Here is a 15,929-nt window from a genome sequence, read left to right as displayed (position 1 = left end):
CGAAAACCACATTGGTCTAACCACCAGTAGAAAAGAAATAGCTGCCTAAACACTAGGTAGCCCCACTACGTGTCCACGATTTGCGGGCAACCCCAGCAGTAAGTCCGCATGATTACGGCGAGCTCCGTAATGATGAAGAGTTTGTGCAGACTCAATACTGGCGGGAGATTGAGTGGCTTAAAGATGACACCGAGGATCTCTACGATCCGTCGTATGTAGACCTTATTCGTGTCGCGTCGATGGTCGCGTTTCGGCGTGGTCGGGTTTCATTCGTTGTTCGTGAACTCAGCGGCCTCGATCCTGAAACCAGAAAGTTTTACCCTGAGCGAATTCCGGAAGCGTACAACAAGTTCGAACAAGCGCTACTCCGCGTCGTTAACAAGTATGAGTTCAAGAAGTTCTTGGTAATTCTGCGATCGACAGGCTTTATCAAGAAAAACATGATTACCTCAAGCAACGCGGTCAACTTTGCGTACGCGCTGTTCCTCATCATGCGTGCGGACGGCCGGCCGGATCCGGAGGTTAGTAGCGTCGTTAGGCGATGGTTTGTAATGACGCAGTTGACCAGTAGAGCGTCAGGTAGTTTTGAGTCGACTTTTGAACGAGATTTGCGTGCAATTGACCGAGTCGGGCCGGTCGCAGCGTTGAAGGAGCTTGAAGAAGGCGAGCTGGGAGAGAGCTTCTGGACGGTAACACTGCCTCAGCGTTTCGATTCGTCGAGCGTGAGTAATCCGCAATTCCGCGCCTTTATGGCTTCGCAGGTTAAGGCGCAGGCAACGGCGTTCTTAAGTAAGCACGCGCTAGTAAGCTCGATGATTGAAGTCCAAGGCGATATTCATCACCTAGTTCCGAAAGACTATCTTCGCAAAAGTGGGGTCAACGATAAGCGCGACTACAACCAGGTAGCCAACTACGCGTTCGCAGAGACTGCGGTAAATATTCGAATCGGCAACCGTATGCCCTCTGAATATTTGGGCGAGGTGTTCTCCCAAATTGAGTCCGGTGAGTCGACGCTCGGTGAGATTACGTCGCGTGAGGATCTTGACCGTAACTTCGAAATCAACGCCATTCCGCAGTCGCTGGTTGACACAACTGTTGAGAACTACCACGAGTTCCTGCAGAAGCGTCGCTCTTTGATGGCAGTGAAGCTTCGCGAATACTACAGGGATTTGTAGATTTACTTGTGGAGTATGACTCCCACAGATTGAAAAAGGTCCAAAGAATCTCGTGGGAATCGCGGAATAATCAGCTGACGGCTGTTACGCAAGCACGCAGTTACCGATTAGCCGGTCAATTGCACGGACATCGAGGCCGCGGCCAATTTTAATTTTGATTTTGCCCGCACGAGTCCACAGCTCGATTTCAGCGTTGAAATCCAGAGTGCCTGCGTTTTCTGTGGACCACATGTTGATGGAGCTGTACGGAAGCGAATACATCTCCACCTTTTTGCCGGTCAATCCCTGCGCATCTCGTACGATTAAACGCTTATTGGTGAAGATTGCAGAGTCTCGGAATGTCTTGAATGCCACGTAGGGCTGTTCGCCTTGAACCATCAGCTCCTGTGCGTCCTTAGGAATTGGGGTCTCTTCGACAAAAGTCCAACTAGTGATTTCTGCAGCTTCCACGGGATCCTCCAAGGGAAGTAAAAGTAATTTTCGGCTGCATAATTTTACGATTAATTCGTTAGTTAATGAAAAATATTTTTATCGGGTGTACCTGGGCTAACTCCTGAATTGGTGCTTGAGCAGGTGCTTGCGCCTGCAAGTATCGAGATATTTGCAGCCGCTGTCAGTGCAGCGTGCACAGGAATGGGGCGGGTGCGCGCTTCTGTTTCACCCGATGGCCGACATCACTTTAAAAGCCTGCGGAGCTGGAGGTGGATAGTATTATAGTTATATTCGGTTCACATTTTATTAACCCTATTTAGGGGCTTTGATTGCTCGCCTTTCAGAGTACGATAGCGATTCATAGCCTGTTTTTTGCTCTTGCCCATGCCGTAGTTCTTATTGGAAGCGTTTTACTATTCACTGTTCTACGCAAGGAGTAATCATGGGCACTCATCGAGCATTTTCGAAGCTGGCACGGTCGGCCACAGCATTGGTAGCCGCAGCTGGTGTCGCTATGGCAGCGGCTCCTATCGCGGCTGCCGACCCAACGTCGGGTGCAGAGGCTGGCGATGGTCAGGTCCTGTCCTGGACCGAAATGGGCGAGTGGGGCCCAAAGGCAAATGATTTCCCCACTGTCATGGTCAACCAGGGGATGACGGAAAACACCAGTCCAGAGGGCACAAACGTGCAGTGTGTTCCTGCTCCTGGTGAGAATCCGGTGGTCATGATCCACGGGATGAACTCGAACTCGTACCAAACCTATGCGCGCATGGCACCAGAGCTAAAGGCAATGGGGAAGTGTCTGTACGCATTTAACGTCGGCAAGCTGGGCCCTGACGAGTTTTCGGTGTTGGGCTCTATTCCAACCATGCGCAACATGACCCCGCTCGACACCGCTTTGGCTGAGCTGACTGCAAAGATTGACGCTCTCAAGGCTGAAACTGGTGCTACCGCCGTCGATATTGTTGGTCACTCTGCTGGTGGCACATTGGCTGCCGCTTACGCCAAGCAGGAGCAGGGCCGGGGTATAGGCACGGTTGTGTCCCTGGCGGGCGTCCTGCACGGCACATCGCTGCTCGGTATCTCCTATGGTTTGGAGTAGCTCGACCAGTTCGACAATGCTGGCAACAAGGCTGCGGGGTACATCGTCAGCCCGAGCCTGGTGGATCTGCTGCAGCATAGCGAGTTCATGGCCAAGATGAATGAGGGCGGCTTGGAGCAGCCCGGTGTCAACTATGTTGCAATCTCTACCCAGGTTGATGAAGCCGTCACTCCAATGGCTGCAAGCCAGTGGCAGGCACCAACGTCCAACAACATTCTGCTGCAGGATGGGTGCTCTGCGGACCTGTCGGGCCACATCGGACTAACTTTCTCGCCACGGGCAATTGCGCAGGTCGCCAATGCGCTGGGGCGCAACGTAGAAGTTCCGTGTGTGCCGGTAACTGCCTTTGTGGAAGGCGGCATCAATGACAACGCTAATGTTCGCACAGAACACGTCAATGCCGTTTCTGATGGCATCACGGAAATCGACGGACGCATCGCGCAGGCTGCGGAATCGCGGTAGCGATAGTCGCAACCGCGACAGTAACCGGCGGTAGAACCGGACAAGGGGTAGGGCGCGTTGTCGGCAGCAGTCACTAGCTGTCGGAACGCGCCTTTTTCGCCATCAAATCCAGGGCAATAGCCGCGCCAATAATGGCGGCGCGTAGCTGTGGTGGCAAATCATCCTTGAGCTGCAGAACATAGCGCTCATTGCCGGTTAGCATATTTGTAAAACCCGACCACTTGCGGGACATCTGTGCAACTTTGACGTCGTTGATCTTGAAGGTCGCGTCGTAATGCCAAACGTCGCCGTCGACCTCGCAATGAGCAAAACCGGGGATAGAAATCTCCAGTCGCCGCTTAAAGAACGCAAACTTTTGTTGAATAGTTGCCAATAGGCGCGATGAGTCTGCTCCGACTTGCTGCTTGCCTTCAGGGGATGTTGCCTGCGGGTCGGGGTAGTAGACCTCGTAGCTGTCAAGGGCGAAATCGGTCGGATCGGTAATGACGAACACCGGAGTGCCGTCTGGTTCGGACACTGTCAGACGACGAGAGCCCATAAACATGCGGCTCAGCGTGCCGCCAGTAGTTTCAATCTTGCCGATGCAATTGCCCTCGGTATCCAGGATGTCGAAATCATCTGCCATGAAGTTTCGAATCTGCTGGATAACGATGTTGTTGTGCGAGAGCAATCCCCGGTTACGCCCTTGCTGTGGCGGAAGCTGTTCAGGTGCGGAAGGCTGCTCGGGCGCGGACGGCTGGTGCGCGGAAGCATCTTCCGCGTCATTCTGTGGAATCTGATCCCACAGTGACTTTGGGTTATCCCAATACGAAGTCATGGCAACAGCCCTCCTTTGATGAGTCTTGGGGCAGGCGAGTGGGTTAGAAGTTCTCTACGAGCGCCTTGTTGAAAGCCTCAAGATCAGCCGGGGTACGGGAGGAAATCAGGTTGCCGTCAACGACAACTTCCTCGTCGACCCAGTTAGCGCCAGCGTTCACCAGGTCGGTCTTGACGCTGATGTAGGAGGTAATCGTGCGGCCCTTCAAGGCTTCCGCGTCGGTGAGAATCCAACCGCCGTGGCAAATCACGCCGATTGGCTTGTTAGCTGCGGCGAATCCCTTCACCAGGGCCACAGCATCCTTATCGATGCGGATCTGGTCAGCATTCACGGTGCCGCCCGGCAGAATCAGAGCATCGTAATCATCAGCAGAAACGCTGCTGGTGAGCTTATCGACGTCCACCTTCGTGCCATTCTTGCCCTCGATGGAGCCTTCTTCGGTGGAGATAACGTGCACGGTCGCACCGGCATCCTTTACGGCCTCAGCCGGGCTAGTCAGCTCGGAGTCCTCGAATCCGTCAGTGGCCAATACTGCAATGGTCTTATTCGTTAAATCAGTCATAGCCCCGAGGGTAACGACGTAATCGCGTTTATGCATCCGCCCGAGTATTGTTTTGCATTCAATATTGAAAAATTATCTTGATGGAGGGCGAAAGATGCCTCACTATGAAGTTCTTCAGGTGGTTCTGAAGGAAAAGTTCATCGGTACCGGCTCGGCTAACTTGACGGAGCTTGAGCGGGTAATCAACGACAAGGCTTCGCAGGGGTTTCGGCTGCACACGATTACTACTGCTTCCTCTGGCAGTAAGGGGCTGATGGGTGGTGACCGCATCCAGGCGACCATGATTTTTGAGAGTATCGCGTAGCTGCCACTTACCCCTGGGCCCCACCGGCGGATGGGGCACGGCTCCACAAAAGTTACCCAAATATGAAATATGTATCCGCCATTATGAAAATTCGCTTGCGCTCGCGCCCGCGCAAGCGATATTCTGAAGTCCCGTGGTTACGAAATACATCATCGTTACAGGAGGCGTAGCCTCCTCCCTCGGCAAAGGCTTAACTGCGGCATCGCTCGGCCGCCTGCTCACCTCGCGTGGTCTCAAAGTGACTATGCAAAAGCTCGATCCCTACCTCAACGTGGATCCGGGCACCATGAACCCCTTCCAGCACGGCGAGGTCTTCGTCACCGAAGACGGCGCCGAAACCGACCTGGACCTCGGTCACTACGAGCGCTTCCTCGATCGCAACCTCTCCGCCGGCGGCAATGTCACCACCGGCAAGGTCTATTCCTCGGTCATCGCCAAGGAGCGCCGCGGCGAATTCCTCGGCCAGACCGTCCAGGTCATCCCGCACATCACCGACGAGATTAAATCCCGCATCGTCGCTATGGGCAATGCCGACGCAAACGGCGAAAAGCCCGACGTGGTCATCACCGAAATCGGCGGCACCGTCGGCGATATTGAATCGCAGCCCTTCCTGGAAGCCGCGCGTCAAGTGCGTCACGACGTCGGCCGCGAAAACGTCTTCTACCTACACGTGTCGCTGGTTCCGTACCTCGGCCCCTCCAAGGAACTGAAAACCAAGCCCACACAGCACTCGGTGGCTGAACTTCGCTCGATTGGTCTGGTTCCCGATGCCGTCGTTTTGCGATGCGACCGCGACGTCCCCGACTCCCTCAAGAACAAGATTGCGCTGATGTGTGACATCGACCGCGAGGGCGTGGTGTCCTGCCCGGATGCGCCGAGCATCTACGACATCCCGAAGGTCCTCTATGAAGAGCACCTGGACACCTTCATCATCCGCCGCCTGAACCTGCCGTTCCGCGACATGGATTGGGCAGTGTGGGGAGACCTGCTCGAACGCGTCCACAACCCGAAGGGCGAGGTCACGGTCGCCTTGGTTGGTAAATACATCGACCTGCCGGATGCCTACCTGTCCGTCGCGGAAGCTGTGCGTGCCGCCGGTTTTGCTCACCGCGTGAAGGCGAACATCCGTTGGGTCGCTTCCGATGACTGCGAAACTCCCGAGGGGCTGAAGAAGAACATGGCTGGCGTTGACGCGATTGTCATCCCCGGCGGTTTCGGCGGACGCGGCATCGAAGGCAAGATTGCGACCATCCGCTACGCCAAGCAGACCGGCACGCCACTTTTGGGAATCTGTCTGGGCATGCAGTGTGTCGTCATCGAGGCGGCGCGCACGGCAGGCGTTGAAGGTGCTTCTTCCACCGAGTTCGACGAGAATGCGGCCGAGCCGGTCATCGCCACGATGGAGGAACAGCTCCAGGCCGTCTCCGGTGAGGCTGACCTGGGCGGATCCATGCGCTTGGGTTCCTACCCGGCGAAGCTTGCCGAAGGCTCTGTCGTCGCCGACCTCTACGGCACCACCGATGTCACTGAGCGCCACCGCCACCGGTACGAGGTCAACAACGCCTACCGCGCCCAGCTCGAAGAAGCAGGCCTGGTCATCTCGGGCACCTCGCCGGACGGCAAGCTCGTCGAATTCGTCGAATACCCCAAGGACGTGCACCCATACCTCGTGGCCACGCAGGCGCACCCGGAGCTGAAGTCACGCCCCACCAACGCCCATCCGCTTTTCGACGGTCTCATCGCCGCAGCCCTCAAGCACGCTTAGCTTAGCTCCGCAAGGGCGAATCCGGCCTACCTATTAGAGTGAAACTCATGGCGCACCAATTTGACGTTGTTGATTCCGAGATTGTTCTCGAGGCACCTATCATCGCGGTCCGCCGCGACCAGGTGCGAATGCCAGGCGGGAATGTGTCCGCCCGCGAGATCGTGGAGCATTTCGGCGCTGTTGCAGTCGTTGCCGCAGATGAGGATAACCGCCTTTACCTGCTGAATCAGTGGCGGCAGGCAGCGGGGCAGCGCTTGGTGGAGTTGCCGGCCGGACTTCTCGATGTCGCGGACGAAGACCCACTGGAGGCCGCCAAGCGCGAGCTGGTCGAGGAAGCCGGGCTGGAGGCCGAGTCCTGGTCCCTGCTTACCGATATGTTCAGCTCGCCAGGCTTCGCAGAGGAAGCGGTTCGGATCTATCTGGCCAGGGGTCTCCGTGCCGTCGATAAGCCGGAAGCCCACGATGAGGAAGCGGACATGACTGCGGCGTGGATCGCGGTGGATGAGGCGGTGGCGATGGCGCTGCGCGGAGAGATCCTCAACGGCATCGCGCTATCCGGCATTTTGCTGGCGGCCGAGGTGCTGCTGCGGGGTGCGACGCCGCGCTCGGTCGCGGAGCCGTTCGACATTCGGCCGACGGCCCTGGCGAAACGCCGGACGGAGCAGCTCGGCGCCGGCGCGGATCTGAAACGTATCCGATGAGTTCGATCGATCCGCTTGTCGACGCCTTCGTCACCTACCTCGCGGTGGAAAAGGGGCTGTCGGCGAATACGCTCGCCAGTTATAAGCGTGACTTGGAGAAGTACCGCACCTATCTGCGGGAGATTGGGCGTACGCGATTGGAGCAGGTCACTGAGCAGGATGTGTCAGAGTTTCTGGCGTACCTCGCGCGGGGAGATAAGTCGGCGGGCAGGCCGGCGCTGGCCCCGACCTCGGTGACGCGGTCGCTGTCCGCGGTGCGGAGCTTCCACAAGTTTGCGGTGGGTGAGGGCGCGTTGGATGTGGATGTCGCCAAGCGGGTGGCGCCGCCGAAGCAGCCCTCGCGGTATCCGAAGGCACTCAGCATTGATGAGGTCACCCGGCTTATCGAGTCCATCCCCAACGACGACACCGCTGACGTGACGGATTTGCGCAACCGTGCGCTGGTGGAGTTTCTGTACTCGACAGGTGCGCGCGTTTCCGAGGTCACCGGCCTGGACATCGATGACGTGGACCGCGAAACCAACCTTGTGCTGCTGCGCGGCAAGGGCAGCAAAGAGCGCATCGTGCCGGTGGGATTGCCGGCTATGGCGGCGCTGGATGCGTGGCTGACACGCGGGCGGCCAAGCTGGGTGCGGGCGAACTCCGGGCCGGCGCTGTTTATTAACTCACTGGGCCGCAGGCTGTCTCGGCAGTCGGCGGGAAATACACTTGCGGAGCTGGGTGAGCGCGCCGGGCTGAGCGCGAAAATTTCCCCGCACACCCTGCGGCACAGTTTCGGCACACATCTCATCGAGGGCGGTGCCGATGTGCGTGTTGTCCAGGAGCTGCTTGGGCACGCCTCGGTGACGACGACTCAGATTTACACCATGATTACCGCGGAGAATATGCGACGAGTCTGGGCGGGGGCTCACCCACGGGCTGAATACTCGCGGTAATATGTGGCGGTAATATATCGCGCAGTAGAATTGATGAGAAATCTTCAAGGAAGAGGGATTGACTGTGGCTGAAGAAGGGTTGTTTGAGGCCGATCGAGTTGAACTCGGTCTCACCGGTCGTCCGGCACGTGAGCTGCCGGAACCCGCACCCCTGAACAGTCACGGCCCTGCAGTCATCCTGGCAATGTGTAACCAGAAGGGGGGCGTGGGTAAGACCACCTCGACCATTAACCTGGGTGCGGCGCTGGCGGAGTTCGGTCGTAAAGTCCTGCTCGTTGACTTGGACCCGCAAGGCGCACTATCCGCCGGTCTTGGTGTTCCCCATGAGGAACTCGACCTGACGGTTTACAACCTCATCGTCGACGACACCACCGATGTCCGCGACGCCATCCACCACACCAAGGTCTCCGGCCTGGACCTCGTTCCGGCCAACATCGACCTGTCGGCTGCGGAGATTCAGCTTGTCAACGAAGTCGGCCGCGAGCAGGCCCTCGGACGCGCGCTGCGCCCAGTGATGAATGACTACGACTTCATCATCATTGACTGCCAGCCGTCGCTGGGCCTGCTGACCGTCAATGCGCTGACCATCTCCGAGGGCGTCATCATCCCAATGGTGGCAGAGTACTTCTCCCTGCGCGGTCTGGCACTGCTCACCGACACGGTGGCCAAGGTCCGCGACCGCCTGAACTTCAACCTGGAAGTCTCCGGCATTCTGGTCACCATGTTCGACCGCAGGACCCGCCATGCCAAGGAAGTCATGGAACGCCTCATCGAGGTCTTCGGTGACAAAGTCTTCGACACGGTTATCACCCGAACCGTCCGCTTCCCGGAAACCTCCGTCGCCGGCGAGCCCATCACCACCTGGGCACCGAACACCCCAGCTGCGGCGCAGTACCGCAACCTGGCCCGCGAGGTCATCGAACGCAAAGGCCGCAAATAATAGGTGACTTCCCCGGATAGTTACACTCCCGAACCGTCGTCAAGCGAGGGCGTGCAGGAAGAGATCACCGGCTTCCGCGTCGCGCTCGCGAACTTCAACGGGCCCTTCGACCTGCTGCTCCAGCTGATCAGCAGCAAAAAGATGGACGTCACCGAAGTCGCGCTGGCGGCGGTCACCGACGAGTTCATCGCGTACACGCGCAGCCTCGACGCAGTCAGCGACCTCGACGAAATCACCGAATTCCTCGTCGTGGCAGCAACGCTGCTCGACCTCAAGACCGCACGGCTTCTGCCGCGTGGCGACGTCGACAGCGAAGAAGACCTCGAACTGCTAGAAGCGCGCGACCTGCTGTTCGCCCGACTGCTGCAGTACCAGGCGTATGGCAAGGTGGCCGACCAATTCGAGGAGTGGCAGAAGACCGCGCCGCGGCGCTATCCGCGAGCTGTGGGGCCGGACAAGCAGTTCGAGGAGCTGCTGCCGCCCGTGCGCTTGGGCATGACTCTCGGGGAGTTCGCCGAGTTTGCGGCCGTCGTGATGCGACCGAAGCCGCCCGAGGAAGTCGGTGTCGGGCACATCCACGGTGTGCCCGTGTCCGTGCCGGAGCAGGCGGGCAAGATTCTGGACTCGCTGCGGCTGGCAGGCGAGGGGACCTGGTTGACGTTTACGCAGCTGACCAGCGAATGCCGCGTGTCCATGGAAGTTGTCGGACGGTTCCTGGCGCTGCTGGAGCTCTACCGAGCCAAGGCGATCGGTGTGGAGCAGGAGGAGGCGCTGGAGGAAATCCACGTGGCCTGGACCGGGATGGACGTGGACCCGGCCGTCGTGGCGGCGGCGAACTGGGAGTAGGTGGCTGGGGCTGGCTGTTGGGACTTGGCTGTTGGGCGTGGGCTTGGTTGGGCTGGTGCTAACAGCTGATTAGCGCCCGGCCAATTAGCGCCCGGCGCGGGAGGTTGCGTAATCTGACGCGCATGAGCGAAACCAGTTCCGCACCATCCGAGCAGGCCGTGGAGCCCGCGTCTGCTTCTTCGGCTCAGTTGCCGCCCATTGACCCGTTGCGAGCAGGCGTTGAGTCGATTCTGCTGGTAGTCGATACGCCGGTGGCGGCGGAGGATATGGCGCGGGCGCTGGATGTTTCCGCAAGCGATGTCCGTGACGTGCTTCGCGAGATCGAGTACGAATACCGTGCACGTCGCAGCGGCATTGAGCTGCGTGAAACGGATGAGGGCTGGCGCTTCTACACAGCTCCCGCGCATGCCAGCGCGGTCGAGCGATTCTTGCTGGATGGCTCGCAGTCGAAGCTCTCACGTGCAGCTATGGAGACGCTGGCAGTAGTGGCTTACCGACAGCCAGCCACGCGTGCGCAGGTCTCCGGTGTGCGCGGTGTCAATGTTGATGGCGTGATGCGCACGCTGGTCGCGCGCGGTCTGATTGCGGAGTCCGGAGAGGACCCGGCAACCGGTGCGCATTTGTACGTTACGACGACGCTGTTCCTGGAGCTTTTGGGGATTGAGTCGCTGGACCAGCTGCCTGATTTGGCTCCGCTGCTGCCTGAGGTCGACTTGATCGACGAGCCGTTGGACTAGGTGGGGTTCTGGGGCGGTTGGACAGGGGGCCTAGCTGGGCCGCGGGGCTGCGGGGCTCGCTCCATCGGCTAACCCACTTCACGACACGGGTGTCACCTCATGCCACCTCCACAGCTGCCACGAGGTGACATGGGTGTCGTGAAGTCGCATTTCGGGCGGGGTTTGCTGCTCGCCTCAGCTCACTGCGAGCCTTTGCACCCCCACCGCACCCACCACACCCACCACACGCACACCGCACACCACACCCACCACACGCACTGTGGATAACTCCCGAAAACTGCAAACTATCCACAGTCGACGCCAAATCGATGCCTCCTGAGTCTCCGTGTGAGCCCAAAAATGAGAACGTAGCACTCGCAAGCACTCACAAACACGCAAGCACTCGCAAACACGCAAACACTCACCAACACTCACATCACCACCCACCAGCCAGCAGTTGCCTGGACCTCAGGAGCGCAATCCGATGCCGCAGTGGATCTTCGACGCCGACGACATCATCCGTACCGGCCAGCAGCGCGAATGTGCCCGCCCCAGCACATTCGCAATTTCCCGAATCGGCCAGCACTCCGACCGAGATCTCCGCCAGCGAGCCAAAAGCGGCAGCCTCCTGTGGCTCGCACACGGCGCGTACGTGCCAGTCGACAGGTGGCTCGCCCTAAACAGCACCGAACGCTACGTCCTGGAAATCAAAGCGCTGATCCATCGCGGCACCACCACCGTAGTCACCCGCGATGCCGCCGCTGCTCTCCACGGTTTACCTCTACTCACGCACAACACTCCGATCGCGGTAGCCAACTCCGGCCGCAAGCGCGGGCAATCGCGAAGCACACCGAATGGCCCGTACCAGCCGCACAAACGCCTCATCCGCGTCTCCGGCCGGATTCTCCCCGAGGACATCGTAGAAGTCGATGGTCGCCTCGTCACCGATGTCCCAAAGTCCGTCATCGACGTCTGCCGTTCGCGCACCCCGCACAATGCACTAGTGCTTGCCGACGCCGCCCTCCAGCGCCACACCGACACCGAGGAACTGTTGGCTACGTTGGCTGCATATCCGCGTGCTCCGGGAAATGCACAGGCCAGGAGGTTGTTGAGGCAAGCGACAGCGTCGTCGGAAAGCATTGGGGAATCGCTCACTAAAGAAGCAATCGTCCAGGCGGGGCTAGCTTCTGTCAACGATTCTCGGGCTCCGTTGCTCCAGCAGGTTTCCTTTCGGGATGATCGTGGCTTCATCGCACGCGTAGACTTCTACCTGCCCGAACTTGGGCTGGTCGTCGAGTTTGATGGCCGTATGAAATACACCGACGGCGGGGTCGCGGACACGCAGGTGGCAATCGCAAAGGAGTTGGAGCGCGAAAAGCGCCTGAAGAACCTCGGACTGAATGTCATCCGAATCGTCTGGTCACAGCTTTTCGACGGCACCGCCGTAGCCACCTTGCGGCAAGCGGCCACGGAAATCCGACGTCACCTGGCAAATGGTGGCAGTTGCTATCGCGGTAACTACGCCTTCGCGCGGCCGCCCATCACAATCACAGGTAAGGCGGCCGAGCTGGCTATGCGTCGCCGACGAGTGTGGAGCCAGGCGGGGCGGCTGTACTAGGCGGCGCTTTCGCTATCGCTGCCTTGCCCAAACTCCACCCCAAAACTCCACTTCACGACACAGGTGTCACCTCATGCCACCTCCACAGCTGCCACGAGGTGACATGGGTGTCGTAAAGTCGCTGAGACTGTCTGTAATCCTTGCGAGAAGCTCCACCGCCAACCCCGAACGGCGTTCAAGTCCGGTGCTGTACAGGTATTATGCTGAGTATCATGACAGCCTCGGAAACCGCCCAGCCGCACACCCCGCAGCACTCCCAGCCGCCCGCCCCGCAGCACACCCAGCCGCACACTCAACCACATACCCAGCCAACCATCGCCAACCTCGCCGAATTCGACGCCGACCACATCTGGCACCCATACGGCCCCATCCCGTCGCCGGTCGCGCCCGAGCTGGTCGAGTCCGCCGAGGGCGTGAACCTCCACCTCGCCGACGGCCGCACCCTCATCGACGGCATGAGCAGCTGGTGGGCCGCTTGCCACGGCCACTCGCACCCGAAGCTGGTCGCAGCCGCGAAGAAGCAGGCCACCACGATGTCGCATGTCATGTTCGGCGGACTCACGCACCGTCCGGCCATTGAGCTGGCGGAGAAGCTCCTAAAGCTCGCAGGCCCCGGCTTCGATGCCATTTTTTACTCGGACTCGGGTTCGGTCTCTGTCGAGGTGGCGATCAAAATGGCGTTGCAGTATCAGCAGGCCAAAGGCCATCCCGAGCGCACCCGCCTGGCCACTTGGCGTGGCGGCTATCACGGCGACACTCGCGCGCCCATGACCGTCTGCGACCCCGAGGGCGGCATGCATTCGCTGTGGACGGGGCAGTGGACTCCGCAGGTCTTCGCCGACAAACCGCCCGCCCGCGGCGCAACCGAGGAGGAACGCGCACGCTATCTCTCGCACTTCGATTCGCTTATCGACGACTCCGTCGCCAGCATCATCATTGAACCGGTAGTCCAAGGAGCAGGTGGCATGCGGTTCCATGACCACGAGCTGCTTGTGGGGCTCCGGAAGCTGTGTGACAAGCACGGCATTCTCCTTATTGCGGATGAGATCGCCACCGGCTTCGGCCGAGCTGGCGACCTGTTCACGACGCAGGCGGCCGGGATTGTGCCGGATATTATGTGTGTCGGCAAGGCGCTGACCGGCGGCTTTATGAGCTTCGCAGCCACCCTCACCACCGCCGACGTGGCTCGCACCATTTCCAGTGGTGCAGGCGGAGGTATCATGCACGGCCCGACTTTTATGGGCAACCCGTTGGCCTGTGCGGTGGCGTGTGCGCAGCTCGACCTGATTGCAGAAGGGCAGTGGCGTGAGGATGTCCCGCGCATCGAGTCCCGGCTCCGCGAACAGCTCCAGCCCCTAGCCAACAGCGATGCCGTGGCCGACGTGCGTGCCCTCGGCGCAATCGGGGTCGTGGAGATGCAGCGCCCCGTGGACATGGGCCTGGCCACTGCAGCGGCTGTCGATGCCGGGGTGTGGCTGCGGCCATTCGGCAAGTTGGTGTACACCATGCCGCCGTATATCAGCACCAATGACGAGGTCGACCGTATCTGCGAGGCCATCGCCGCCATCGTCGCCGCGGAGGAAAAACGCAAGTAGCGCAACCAAAAAGGAGTACCAACCACCATGAGCATCGTCCTTGTTACAGGCACCGGTACCGATATTGGAAAGACCATCGGTACGGCAGCCCTGGCGGCGGCACTTCGCGAGGAGGGTAAGGAGGTGCACGTCGTCAAGCCAATTCAGACCGGTTTCCCGGGCCCTGACGGCGGTGATTTGGACACTGTCGCGGAGCTGACGGGGATCGACAACCTGCATGGTTTCGAGCGTTACCCCGAGCCGATGGCGCCGGTGGCGGCGGCTCAGCGCGCGGGCATGCGCCTGCCGGAGGCTACGGAAATCGCGGAGAAAATCAAGCTTATCGACGGGCCGAACCGCGTTGTCCTCGTGGAGGGCGCGGGCGGCTTGCTGGTGCGACTCGGCGAGGACTGGGCGCTGCCGGAGCTGGCGGTGTTGCTGCCGGGTAGTCAGATGGTGGTCGTGACGCGGTTGGACCTGGGTTGCCTGAACGAGGCGGAGCTCACCGTCGAGGTGGCGCGGGGCCGTGGGGTTAATGTCACGGCGCTGGTGGGCGGTTCGTTGCCGGCGGAGGTCGACCCGATCATTGAGACGAACCTGGAGGAACTGCCGCGCATCACCGGGGTGCCGCTGCTGGGGTCGGTGCAGGCGGGAGCGGGCGCGCTGGACCGGCAGGAGTTTGTGGCGAAAGCTACGCAGTGGCTGCCGGGCGTGCGAGAGTGGGCCGCAGCGCTGTAAAAGACGTTGTAGGTGGAGGCCGCGCGGGACGTCGTTAAGCTGGCGCTTTACTAGAAACGTGCTAAGGTGGCTAGACGACAAGGCGCGAGGCTTTCTCTGTAATTCTCTTTATTAACCTGCTTCCACCGGCCATTTTGGGCCCACGGGGGAGAGAACAGCGTCGCCTGGCGCTGACGTTCTAACAAACAGAACATTCTCCAACGCTTGAAAAGGATGTAGGTCAAGTGGCTAAACCCGCTCGCCGAGAAGGCACACCGGCACACAAGAACCGTAAGAATCAATCCAACCGCGGCTCCACTAACGCCCAGCGCAACCGCAGCCGTCGCGACAGCGGCGCGAAGATGGAGACCTCCAACGTCCACGCGAAGGACATCTACGTATCCAACGCTCGCCCGGCGCGCCACCAGCATGTGGACGACAACCGCCGCGGCTCGGGCAAGCGCGTGCACAGCGAAGCAGGCGAGGGCGTGCGCCTGCAGAAGGTATTGGCACAGGCAGGCGTGGCGTCGCGTCGTATGGCGGAAAAGCTTATCGACGAAGGCCGCGTCGAGGTCGACGGCAAGATTGTGACGCGGCAGGGCGTGCGGGTGGACCCGAACACGTCTGTGATTCGCGTTGATGGTTCCCGCGTCATCGTCAATGAGGACATGCAGTACTTCGTCCTGAACAAGCCGCGTGGTGTGCAGTCGACCATGCACGATGACATGGGCCGCCCGTGTGTGGGCGACATCATCGGTGAGAAGATCAGCGCTGGTCAGCGACTCTTCCACGTGGGTCGCCTGGATGCGCCCACCGAGGGCCTGCTGCTGCTCACCAACGATGGTGAGCTGGCCAACCGCCTGATGCACCCGAGCTACGAGGTCACCAAGACCTACATGGCCACCGTTGTCGGCGAGGTCGATGCCAAGGTCATGCGTGAGCTGGAAAAGGGCATTGAGCTTGATGACGGCATCGCTAAGGCGGACATGGCGCAGATCATCGATGTCTGGCAGGGCCGCTCCATCGTCCGCATCGAGCTGCACGAGGGCCGCAAGCACATCGTCCGCCGGATGCTCAAGACTGCGGGCTTCCCGGTCGAGCGCCTGGTGCGCACTAAGATTCACACTGTCCAGCTGGGCGAGCAGACCCCGGGCGCTCTCCGCGCACTCAACCGGGCTGAGCTGACCTCCCTCTACAACGCGGTGGGGCTGTAAATGGCACTAGTGAAAAAGAACGAAGAGAACCAAGGAGCTGAAGGAGCCC

At 59.9% G+C, this 15,929-nt stretch carries 17 protein-coding genes; 14 read left to right on the top strand and 3 right to left on the bottom strand.

Annotated features, from left to right (window positions below):
- Positions 1 to 143 precede the first annotated feature (143 nt).
- Positions 144 to 1,175, top strand: a complete 1,032-nt coding sequence (locus AB1Z34_RS09790) for a hypothetical protein (RefSeq protein ID WP_367158281.1) — start codon at positions 144 to 146, stop codon at positions 1,173 to 1,175.
- Between the two features lie 84 nt (positions 1,176 to 1,259).
- Here the strand turns inward: AB1Z34_RS09790 and AB1Z34_RS09785 are convergent, their stop codons facing one another.
- The gene (locus AB1Z34_RS09785; RefSeq protein ID WP_049189974.1) at positions 1,260 to 1,625 is read right to left on the bottom strand and encodes a PH domain-containing protein; all 366 of its coding nucleotides are present in this window, start codon (positions 1,623 to 1,625) and stop codon (positions 1,260 to 1,262) included.
- A 424-nt stretch (positions 1,626 to 2,049) separates the two neighbouring features.
- On the opposite strand from AB1Z34_RS09785, the gene AB1Z34_RS09780 reads away from it, so the two are divergent.
- Together AB1Z34_RS09780 and AB1Z34_RS09775 are read left to right on the top strand one after the other, a co-directional pair.
- Positions 2,050 to 2,709 carry an esterase/lipase family protein gene (locus tag AB1Z34_RS09780; protein ID WP_367158280.1) on the top strand — a complete coding sequence of 220 codons (660 nt, stop codon included), beginning with the start codon at positions 2,050 to 2,052 and terminating at the stop codon, positions 2,707 to 2,709.
- 87 nt (positions 2,710 to 2,796) lie between these two features.
- Positions 2,797 to 3,171 carry a hypothetical protein gene (locus AB1Z34_RS09775; protein WP_367158279.1) on the top strand — a complete coding sequence of 125 codons (375 nt, stop codon included), beginning with the start codon at positions 2,797 to 2,799 and terminating at the stop codon, positions 3,169 to 3,171.
- A gap of 73 nt (positions 3,172 to 3,244) precedes the next feature.
- On the opposite strand, the gene AB1Z34_RS09770 is transcribed toward AB1Z34_RS09775, so the two are convergent.
- Both AB1Z34_RS09770 and AB1Z34_RS09765 read right to left on the bottom strand, forming a co-directional pair.
- Entirely contained in the window at positions 3,245 to 3,988 is a 744-nt protein-coding gene (locus AB1Z34_RS09770) for an LURP-one-related/scramblase family protein (RefSeq protein ID WP_367158278.1), read from the bottom strand.
- Positions 3,989 to 4,031: 43 nt separating this feature from the next.
- Positions 4,032 to 4,550 (bottom strand): type 1 glutamine amidotransferase domain-containing protein, encoded by a 519-nt coding sequence (locus AB1Z34_RS09765; RefSeq protein ID WP_070767226.1) that lies wholly within the window; start codon positions 4,548 to 4,550, stop codon positions 4,032 to 4,034.
- A gap of 94 nt (positions 4,551 to 4,644) precedes the next feature.
- Here AB1Z34_RS09765 and AB1Z34_RS09760 point away from each other — a divergent pair, with 94 nt between their 5' ends.
- The 11 genes from AB1Z34_RS09760 (at position 4,645) to AB1Z34_RS09710 (ending at position 15,880) form a co-directional block, all read left to right on the top strand.
- The gene (locus AB1Z34_RS09760; protein ID WP_070602687.1) at positions 4,645 to 4,854 is read left to right on the top strand and encodes a DUF4177 domain-containing protein; all 210 of its coding nucleotides are present in this window, start codon (positions 4,645 to 4,647) and stop codon (positions 4,852 to 4,854) included.
- A 133-nt stretch (positions 4,855 to 4,987) separates the two neighbouring features.
- Positions 4,988 to 6,619, top strand: coding sequence for a CTP synthase (locus AB1Z34_RS09755; RefSeq protein WP_367158277.1), 1,632 nt, complete (start codon positions 4,988 to 4,990; stop codon positions 6,617 to 6,619).
- Positions 6,620 to 6,666: 47 nt separating this feature from the next.
- Positions 6,667 to 7,320 (top strand): NUDIX domain-containing protein, encoded by a 654-nt coding sequence (locus tag AB1Z34_RS09750; protein ID WP_367158276.1) that lies wholly within the window; start codon positions 6,667 to 6,669, stop codon positions 7,318 to 7,320.
- Positions 7,317 to 8,255, top strand: coding sequence for a site-specific tyrosine recombinase XerD (locus tag AB1Z34_RS09745; RefSeq protein ID WP_367158275.1), 939 nt, complete (start codon positions 7,317 to 7,319; stop codon positions 8,253 to 8,255). Before AB1Z34_RS09750 ends, AB1Z34_RS09745 begins: the two co-directional genes overlap by 4 nt.
- Positions 8,256 to 8,319: 64 nt before the next feature.
- Positions 8,320 to 9,195: a ParA family protein gene (locus AB1Z34_RS09740; protein WP_049189940.1), complete on the top strand. Its 876-nt coding sequence runs from the start codon at positions 8,320 to 8,322 to the stop codon at positions 9,193 to 9,195.
- Between the two features lie 3 nt (positions 9,196 to 9,198).
- Positions 9,199 to 10,041, top strand: a complete 843-nt coding sequence (locus tag AB1Z34_RS09735; RefSeq protein ID WP_367158274.1) for a ScpA family protein — start codon at positions 9,199 to 9,201, stop codon at positions 10,039 to 10,041.
- Between the two features lie 122 nt (positions 10,042 to 10,163).
- Complete coding sequence (gene scpB / locus AB1Z34_RS09730) at positions 10,164 to 10,778, top strand: SMC-Scp complex subunit ScpB (RefSeq protein WP_367158273.1); 615 nt, start codon at positions 10,164 to 10,166, stop codon at positions 10,776 to 10,778.
- Between the two features lie 436 nt (positions 10,779 to 11,214).
- Positions 11,215 to 12,375, top strand: a complete 1,161-nt coding sequence (locus AB1Z34_RS09725) for a hypothetical protein (protein WP_367158272.1) — start codon at positions 11,215 to 11,217, stop codon at positions 12,373 to 12,375.
- A gap of 212 nt (positions 12,376 to 12,587) precedes the next feature.
- The gene (locus AB1Z34_RS09720) at positions 12,588 to 13,970 is read left to right on the top strand and encodes an adenosylmethionine--8-amino-7-oxononanoate transaminase (protein WP_367158271.1); all 1,383 of its coding nucleotides are present in this window, start codon (positions 12,588 to 12,590) and stop codon (positions 13,968 to 13,970) included.
- Positions 13,971 to 13,997: 27 nt separating this feature from the next.
- The gene (gene bioD / locus AB1Z34_RS09715; protein ID WP_367158270.1) at positions 13,998 to 14,687 is read left to right on the top strand and encodes a dethiobiotin synthase; all 690 of its coding nucleotides are present in this window, start codon (positions 13,998 to 14,000) and stop codon (positions 14,685 to 14,687) included.
- 341 nt (positions 14,688 to 15,028) lie between these two features.
- Entirely contained in the window at positions 15,029 to 15,880 is an 852-nt protein-coding gene (locus tag AB1Z34_RS09710; RefSeq protein ID WP_049193586.1) for a pseudouridine synthase, read from the top strand.
- Positions 15,881 to 15,929: the final 49 nt, after the last annotated feature.

Origin of the sequence: Corynebacterium sp. 045007, assembly GCF_040743205.1 — a bacterium.
Lineage (GTDB): Bacteria > Actinomycetota > Actinomycetes > Mycobacteriales > Mycobacteriaceae > Corynebacterium > Corynebacterium jeikeium_D.
The sequence above is the reverse complement of the archived record's forward strand: the minus strand, read 5'-3'. Positions and strand labels throughout refer to the sequence as shown.